8 protein-coding genes and 1 pseudogene are annotated in these 7249 nt (G+C 69.1%); 4 read left to right on the top strand and 5 right to left on the bottom strand.

Features of this window, described 5'->3' with window-relative positions; translation table 11 throughout:
- On the bottom strand, positions 1–735 hold a 735-nt coding region (locus IPV09_RS13815), incomplete at its 3' end, for a 1-acyl-sn-glycerol-3-phosphate acyltransferase (RefSeq protein ID WP_242681653.1).
- A gap of 67 nt (positions 736–802) precedes the next feature.
- Here IPV09_RS13815 and IPV09_RS13810 point away from each other — a divergent pair.
- Positions 803–1249, top strand: a complete 447-nt coding sequence (locus IPV09_RS13810; protein ID WP_207475909.1) for a hypothetical protein — start codon at positions 803–805, stop codon at positions 1247–1249.
- On the opposite strand, the gene IPV09_RS13805 is transcribed toward IPV09_RS13810, so the two are convergent.
- The 3 genes from IPV09_RS13805 to IPV09_RS13795 form a co-directional block, all read right to left on the bottom strand.
- A complete protein-coding gene (locus tag IPV09_RS13805; RefSeq protein WP_207475907.1) occupies positions 1246–2289 on the bottom strand; it encodes an ROK family glucokinase in 1044 nt (347 codons plus the stop codon). The genes IPV09_RS13810 and IPV09_RS13805 overlap by 4 nt on opposite strands.
- A gap of 10 nt (positions 2290–2299) precedes the next feature.
- Positions 2300–3409 (bottom strand): C40 family peptidase, encoded by a 1110-nt coding sequence (locus tag IPV09_RS13800; RefSeq protein WP_207475899.1) that lies wholly within the window; start codon positions 3407–3409, stop codon positions 2300–2302.
- Positions 3410–3512: 103 nt separating this feature from the next.
- The gene (locus IPV09_RS13795) at positions 3513–3758 is read right to left on the bottom strand and encodes a hypothetical protein (protein WP_207475897.1); all 246 of its coding nucleotides are present in this window, start codon (positions 3756–3758) and stop codon (positions 3513–3515) included.
- Positions 3759–3862: 104 nt separating this feature from the next.
- Here IPV09_RS13795 and IPV09_RS13790 point away from each other — a divergent pair, with 104 nt between their 5' ends.
- Together IPV09_RS13790 and IPV09_RS13785 are read left to right on the top strand one after the other, a co-directional pair.
- Positions 3863–5635, top strand: a complete 1773-nt coding sequence (locus IPV09_RS13790) for a DEDD exonuclease domain-containing protein (protein ID WP_207475895.1) — start codon at positions 3863–3865, stop codon at positions 5633–5635.
- Positions 5636–5660: 25 nt separating this feature from the next.
- Positions 5661–5930, top strand: coding sequence for an Lrp/AsnC family transcriptional regulator (locus IPV09_RS13785; protein ID WP_207475893.1), 270 nt, complete (start codon positions 5661–5663; stop codon positions 5928–5930).
- A gap of 81 nt (positions 5931–6011) precedes the next feature.
- Here the strand turns inward: IPV09_RS13785 and IPV09_RS13780 are convergent, their stop codons facing one another.
- Positions 6012–6524: a peptidylprolyl isomerase gene (locus IPV09_RS13780; RefSeq protein ID WP_207475891.1), complete on the bottom strand. Its 513-nt coding sequence runs from the start codon at positions 6522–6524 to the stop codon at positions 6012–6014.
- Between the two features lie 143 nt (positions 6525–6667).
- On the opposite strand from IPV09_RS13780, the pseudogene IPV09_RS13775 reads away from it, so the two are divergent.
- A pseudogene (locus IPV09_RS13775) lies at positions 6668–7249 on the top strand (hypothetical protein); the annotation flags it as partial.

Below are 7249 nucleotides of genomic sequence, written 5' to 3'. Positions count from 1 at the left end.
CGGGGGCAGCTCACCGGTGCCGGGACGCGGCTTGATGTAGGCCGAACGGTCGACGTCCTTGAGGTCACCGAACTTCGCCCGGGTGGCGTACACGTCGACGTAGTCCTGGCCCGTCAGCTGCTGCACCGCAGCCATTACCTCGTCTGTGACGTAGCGCAGCACCTTCATCTCCCCGGCGCGGTCGGCCAGGTGGGAGAAGTCCATCGGTTCACCAATGATGATGCCGGGGTGCTTCATGATGGGGATGCCGAGTGGACCCCTGCGGAACTGGGTGCCGACGAATCCGACGGGCACGATCGGCACCCCCGCCTCCAGCGCCAGCTTCGCCAGACCGGTCTTGCCCTTGTACAGGTACCCGTCGGGTGAGCGGGTGCCCTCGGGGAAGATGCCGACGATGCCGCCCTCCTGCAGTTCCTGCATGACGGGGCTGAGCCCGGCGGCGCTGGCGCGTCCCCCGGAACGATCCAGCGGCACCTGGCCGACGGCCGCCAGGAACCACCCCACGATGCGCCCGCCAATGCTCTTCATCTGGAACATCTCGGCCTTCACGGGGAAGGTCATCCGGCGCCGGATCATGGCCGGCAACAGGAATGTCTCGCCGTAACTGAGGTGGTTTGCGGCCGTGATCACGGCGCCCTGGTCGGGAATGTTCTCGCCACCACGGACCCAGGGGCGAAACACCAGCCTGCAGACAGGGGTGAACAGTCCGTACTTGAACAGGTTGTAGGCCAGCATGGCCCTCACGATATGGCATGTTGCCCGCGGACCTGCCAGACGTGGCCGCTGCGCCTACGCTGGAGCAATGACGCCCCATGACCCGGCAGAAGTGGATCGCCGCTTCCAGGAGCTCATGCGTGCCGAGTTCGCCGATGAGGCGTCCTGGACGGGAGCTTCGGCGCCGGCCGAACCTGCCGCCGCCGAACCGGCCGTGGTCCAGCGGGTGCTTCCGTTCAGCGCGGGCCGCGTCGACGACGACGATGAGGACGCGTTCGACCTGCACGGGCCCGACGACCTGTCCTATCGTCAGGTCGGCGACGACCTGCGGCCGTGGTCGTCGACCTCGCTGGTGGGCTTCCTGCTGATGGGCGGTGGGCTGGCCGGCATGCTGGCGATGATCTTCGGGGTCACCCTGGGCGCGCCCTGGGCCCAACTCGCGCTGGCGGCCACGGTGGGCGGTCTGACGGTGCTGCTGGTGCAGGCGCTGCGGGCACCTGCCCGCGACGGCGACGACGATGGTGCCCGCCTCTAGCGGGTCGCGGCCACGTCCATCAGCTGGCGCAGGGTCCGGCGCCGGCGCCGCGGGCGTCGGCCGGGCCAGAATCCGCGGGAGGTGCCGGGGGGTTCCACCATGGAGTGTCGGGCCAGGTCGGCCGCCCCCACCAGACCGGCATCGTTGCGCAGTTCAGCCAGTGCCACCCGGGCGTTGGGGCGGAACCCGCGTCCGCTGAGCTGGGACTCGAACACCTCTCGGGCAGGCAGCAGCAACAGGTCGCCGGCGTGGCTGACGCCCCCGCCGATCACGAACAGGTCCGGGTCGATGGCCGCCGCCAGGTTCGCGAAGCCGCGTCCCAGCCAGGTGCCCACCTCGGTGATCAACTCGACGGCCAGGGCGTCCCCCGCCATGGCGGCCGCGGTGACGGTCGGGCCGGTGAGGTTGGCGGGGTCACGGCTCGGGGTGTGGGCCAGGAGCCCTTGACCGCGTCCGCCGGCGGCGATGATGGACCGCGCTTCCCGGACCAGGCTGTTGCCCGACGCGTACTGCTCCCAGCAGCCCTGGTTCCCGCAGGGGCAGGGGTGGCCGCCCGGCACCACCGTCATGTGGCCGAACTCGCCGGCCATGCCGAATCGTCCGCGGAAAAGGCTGCCATTGACCACCAGGGCGCCGCCGATGCCGGTGCCCAGGGTGACCATCACCATGACCTTGGCGTGCCGTCCGGCGCCGAAGCGGAACTCTGCCCAGGCGGCGGCGTTGGCGTCGTTGTCGACCAGGACAGTGGGGGTCAGGCGGGACTGCAACCGGTCACGCAGGGGCTCGTTGCGCCAGGCCAGGTGGGGCGAGAACCGGACGATGGACTGGTCGGAGTCGATCCAGCCGGCGGCACCCACCCCGACGGCACCCACTGGGTGGGTGGCCGACAACTCGCCGACCACCTCGACGATGGTGTCCTCGACCAGCTGCGCCTCGGTGGACGGCGTCGCCCGGGTGAGCTTGCGCAGCACCCGACCATTCGTGTCGACCACCCCGGCAGCAACCTTCGTGCCGCCGATGTCAACGCCTATGCTGAGCACCCGGGTGGGGTCAGCCGACGCGGCGAACCGAGTGGATCGGCATCCACGAGTTCTTCAGGGAGATCATCCGCACGCCGGACCGCGGGTTGGCGGCGTCAACGAGCATGCCGCCGCCGACGTAGATGCCGACGTGGCTGGCGCCCCCGTAGAACACGACGATGTCCCCGGGCTGGATCTGGGAGACCGAGACGCGGACGCCGGCGCTGGCCTGGCCCTGCGAGGTCCGCGGCAGGGAGACGCCGCCCTGGCGCCAGGCGGCCGAGGTGAGGCCGGAGCAGTCGTAGCTGTTGGGACCGGTGGAGCCCATCACGTACCGCTTGCCCACCTGTGCCTTGGCGAAGGCCACGGCGGCTGCGGCGCCACCACTGGTGGCCGGAGCCTTCTCAGGGGTCTTGGTCTGCGCGGGCTTCTTCTCAGGGGTCTTGGTCGCCGGCGTCTGCGTTGCGGGCGTCTGCGTTGCGGGCGTCTGCGACGAGGTGGTGGTGGCGGTCTGCGCGGCCTGCTCGGCCAGGGCCAGCTGACGGGCGGCCTCCTGGCTGCGCAGCTCGGCCAGACGGGCCTGCTCCTCGGCGGTCAGCGCGTCCAGCAGCTTCTGGGCCTCGTCCACCTTCTGGTGGTAGTCCTTGGAGAGCTTGGCCTGCTCGTCCTTGGCGGCCTGGATGCCGGCCAGGGTGTCCTGCAGGGTGCTCTCCTGCTGGGTCAACGTGGCCTGCTCAGCCTGCAACTGCTGCAGCTTGCCATTGGTGCGAACCGTCAGGCTCTGCACGGTCGACAACTGGCTCAGCATCGAGTCGTCGTCGGGGCTGGCGAGCAGCTTCACGGTGAGGTTCAGGCCGGAGTTCTGGTACTGGGTCAGCGCGAGCGTGCCCATGGACGTCCGCATGCCGTCGACCTTGACGCGCTGGGCGGCAATGTCGCTGGTGAGCGTCTTCGCCTTGGCATTGGCCTGGTCGAGCTGCTCGCTCAGCTTGGCGTGCTGCAGGTCGATCGCCGAACTCTGCTCCTCGAGCGCCTGGACCTTCGCCTGGGTGTCCCTGACGGCGTCCGGGTCGGCGGCGGCCAGCATCGGGGAACTCATCGCGAGCCCGGCAGCCAGTGCACACGCCACCAGTGTGCCCACACCAGCATTCAGCAGGGTTCGCACTCGCGTCACAGGGTGTCCTTCGTTTGGTGGTTGGGCTCCGAGAGACCGGGACCCATGACTGAGAAAATCCTAAGACAATCTAAGCCGAATGCCAAGCCAGACCGGCATGTGGGCGGATCACCACGGCCGGATGCTCGTCGGGGGCCAGCATCCCGGCGGCTTCGAACATCGCCAGTGCCCGCTGCTCGGCGATGTCCAGGTCGGCCTCGTCCGGCGGAGCCGCGATCGGCAGGTCGGGTGGGCCCAGCAGCAGGCTGACGGGGCAGTCGTGGCAGCCGCGGCCGGCCACGGCACAGGTGGTGCAGTCGATCCTCAACGTGTCCATGTCCCCCAGCGTGCCGAGGGGCTCCGACAAAACTGTCACGGGGTGTGAATGACATCGGGGCGTGAATGACATCGGTGTCAGTACCCCGGTCTAGCGTGTGGGCCATGTTCAGTTCCGCATCCACCTCGCAGCGCTCGGCGGCCTACCGGGCCGTGCAGCCATCCTTTGAGGACCTCGGCACCCCCCTGCCGGAGGTGACCTTCGTGGTCGTCGACCTCGAGACCACCGGCGGGGCTGCCGACGACACGATCACCGAGATCGGGGCGGTGAAGGTGCGCGGGGGTGAGGTGCTGGGCGAGTTCCAGACGTTGGTCAACCCGGCTGTCCCGATCCCGGCCCTGATCGCGGTGCTGACCGGCATCACCAACCAGATGGTGGCCACCGCACCGCGGCTGGCGGCAGTGCTGCCCAGCTTCCTGGAGTTCGCCGCCGGCAGCGTGCTGGTGGCCCACAACGCAGGTTTCGACGTGGGGTTCCTGAAGCGGGCCTGCGCCGCCAACGATCGCGAGTGGCCGGGCTTCCCGGTCGTCGACACCGTGGCCCTGGCCCGGCAGGTGCTGCTGCGCGACGAGGTGCCCAATGTGAAACTGGCCACCCTGGCCCACCACTTCCGGGCCGGCACCACCCCCGACCACCGGGCATTGAGCGATGCCCGGGCCACGGTCGACGTCCTGCACGGGCTGCTGGAACGGGTCGGCAACCTGGGGGTGGCGACCCTGGAGGACCTCAACGACCTGACCCATCGGGTCTCGCCGCAGCGTCGGGCCAAGCGGGTCTGGGCCGACCGGGTGCCCGAGAAGCCGGGCATCTACTGGTTCCATGCCGACCTGCCCGACCCGGACGACCCGTCCCGGCAGCGACGCGAGGTGCTCTACGTCGGCAAGTCGGTCAATCTCAGGAGGCGGGTGCGCACCTACTTCACCGCCACCGAGAAACGGGCCCGGATGGAGGAGATGGTCCGCGTCGCCACCGGCGTCGAGACCCTGGTCTGCGCGACACCACTGGAGGCCGAGGTGCGTGAACTGCGGATGATCGCGGCCCACGCGCCGCGCTACAACCGCAAGTCACGCCGCCAGGACAAGGTGGCCTGGGTCAAGTTGACCAGGGAGGCCTTCCCCCGGTTGTCGATCACCGGCAAGATCCTCGACGACGGCGCCGACTACTGGGGCCCCTTCAGTGGCCGTCAGCAGGCCGAGCAGGGCGTCCTGGCCTTGCACGATGGCTTCCCGATTCGCCAGTGCACCCGCAAACTGTCGGCCAGGACCCCGTCGGCGTCCTGCGCTCAGGCCGAACTGGGACGCTGCCCGGCCCCCTGCGAGTTGGGTGAGGGTGCCGTCGAGTACTCCGCGGTGGTGGCCCGGCTGCGGGCGGCCCTGCGCGAGGACGTGCGCCCCGTGGTCGCCACCATGGGCGAGCGGCTCAGCCGGCTGGCCCGGCAGCACCGGTTCGAAGAGGCCGGTGAACTCACCGGACGGCTGCAGACCTACCTGAACACGACGCGGCGCTGGCACCGAATGGCCTCGCTGTCGCGCTGTGCACAAATCGTGGCCGCCCGACATGACGGCCGCGGGTGGCAGATCCACGTGATCCGCCATGGGCGGCTGGCCGGTGCCGCCTTCAGCCCGCCCGGCACCAATCCCCGCGCCGTCGCCGAGCAGACCGTCCAGCTGGCCAGTTCGGTGCCGGTGCCCGCCGACGGCATGCCGGCCGCCTCCATCGAGGAGGCCGAACGAATCGCAGCCTGGCTCGAGTCCGATGGGGTGCGCCTCATCGAGATCGATGGCGACTGGGCCTGGCCCATGCGCATCGGGCTGCCGGCGGCCGACGTCGCCCGACTGGCGAACGTCAGTCTTGCTCCCACCCTGGACGTGGCCTGAGGCCCCTGATGCCTAGACTGACGCCATGATCAACGCCATCGTCTTCGTCCACGCCGACGTCTCGTCCATCCCCGAGGTGGCCGAGGCGATTGCCGCGATTCCCGGCGTCACCGAGGTGTACTCGGTGACCGGGCAGATCGACCTGATCGCGCTGGTGCGGGTCAAGCACATCGACGACGTGGCGGCGGTGGTCGCCGACCAGTTGAACAAGGTGCCGGGCGTCCTGGAGACCGAGACCCACATCGCCTTCCGTACGTTCAGCCGCCACGACCTGGAGGCTGCGTTCTCGCTGTGAATCGCCCCGAACGCACACGGTGACGCAGCCTGCGACCGTGGTCGCTGACTGCGTCACCGTGAAGGTGGTCAGGGGGCGTGCTCAGACCAGTTCGACGCTCTCGATGACGACAGGGTCGACCGGACGGTCCTGGCGTGCGGTGGGCACCGAGGCGATCTTGTCGACGACCGCCTGGGAGGCGGTGTCGGTGACCTCACCGAAGATGGTGTGGCGGTTGTTCAGGTGCGGGGTCGGGCCGACGGTGATGAAGAACTGCGAGCCGTTGGTGCCCGGCCCGGCGTTCGCCATGGCCAGGATGTAGGGCTTGTCGAACTTCTTCTCGGGGTAGAACTCATCGGCGAACTGGTAGCCGGGGCCACCGGTGCCGGTGCCCTGGGGGCATCCGCCCTGGATCATGAAGCCGTCGATCACGCGGTGGAAGACCAGGCCGTCGTAGAACTTGCCGGTGGTGGTCTCACCGGTCTGCGCGTCCACGTACTCCTTGGTGCCGCCGGCCAGACCGACGAAGTTCGCCACGGTCTCGGGGGCATGCTGAGGGAACAGGTCGATGGCGATGTCGCCAAGGTTGGTGTGCAGAATGACCTTGTCAGTCAACGGAGGAACCTCTCATATGGGGACTGTGTGCCCGGCCAGTCTAGTGCGGTAGCCCGCCAGCCGACACGTGGACGGGTACGGTGGAAACACGCTCGATCACGAGCCTGCTCGACTACGAGCCAACCAACCAAACGGAGGAAACCGTGTCCCGCAAGAACAAGCACTTGCGCAATGCCGCCGCTGAGACGCAGTCGGCCGCTGACAAGGGAGCCGCAGCGGTCGACCACGCTGCCGCTGCGCTGAACCAGGCACTGTCCGCGTTGACCGCCTACGTCGCTACTGCCCAGGAGAAGGCCGGACCCGTCGCGAAGAACGCGCTGGGCAAGACCTTCGAGGCCGCCGAGAGCGCCCGCGGACGGGTCGAACCTCGGCTGAGCGACGCCTACGCCGTGGTCTCCCCCGGCATCGAGAGCGCCCGCCACAAGGTCCAGGACGACCTGTTGCCGAAGTTGACCGACTTGCTGCACGAGGCCGAGAAGCACCCCGCCATCGCCGAGGCCCAGAAGCGTGGCAGCGCCGCGGTCAAGGCTTTCAAGGGTGAGGTGGTCGTGGCAGAGCCCCCCAGGCGCAGGCCCGGCAAGGCGATCGCCAAGGTTGTCGCCGTCAGCGCCCTGCTGGCCGGTGCGGCCGTGGCCGTGCGCCAGTTCCTGCTGTCCAAGGACGACGGCTGGACTGCCCACGAACCTGTCTCCTATTCACATCTCCGAGCCCACGAGACAGGGAGA

The organism is Tessaracoccus sp. SD287 (assembly GCF_017355265.1).
In the GTDB taxonomy this organism is placed as follows: Bacteria; Actinomycetota; Actinomycetes; order Propionibacteriales; family Propionibacteriaceae; genus Aestuariimicrobium.
This window is presented reverse-complemented; position numbering and strand designations above follow the sequence as displayed.

What these genes read in the sequence shown, in the direction of transcription:
- IPV09_RS13795 (WP_207475897.1), bottom strand. Translation starts at nt 3,758, where the DNA reads ATGGACACGTTGAGGATCGACTGCACCACCTGTGCCGTGGCCGGCCGC.
- IPV09_RS13790 (WP_207475895.1), top strand. Translation starts at nt 3,863, where the DNA reads ATGTTCAGTTCCGCATCCACCTCGCAGCGCTCGGCGGCCTACCGGGCC.
- IPV09_RS13785 (WP_207475893.1), top strand. Translation starts at nt 5,661, where the DNA reads ATGATCAACGCCATCGTCTTCGTCCACGCCGACGTCTCGTCCATCCCC.
- IPV09_RS13810 (WP_207475909.1), top strand. Translation starts at nt 803, where the DNA reads ATGACGCCCCATGACCCGGCAGAAGTGGATCGCCGCTTCCAGGAGCTC.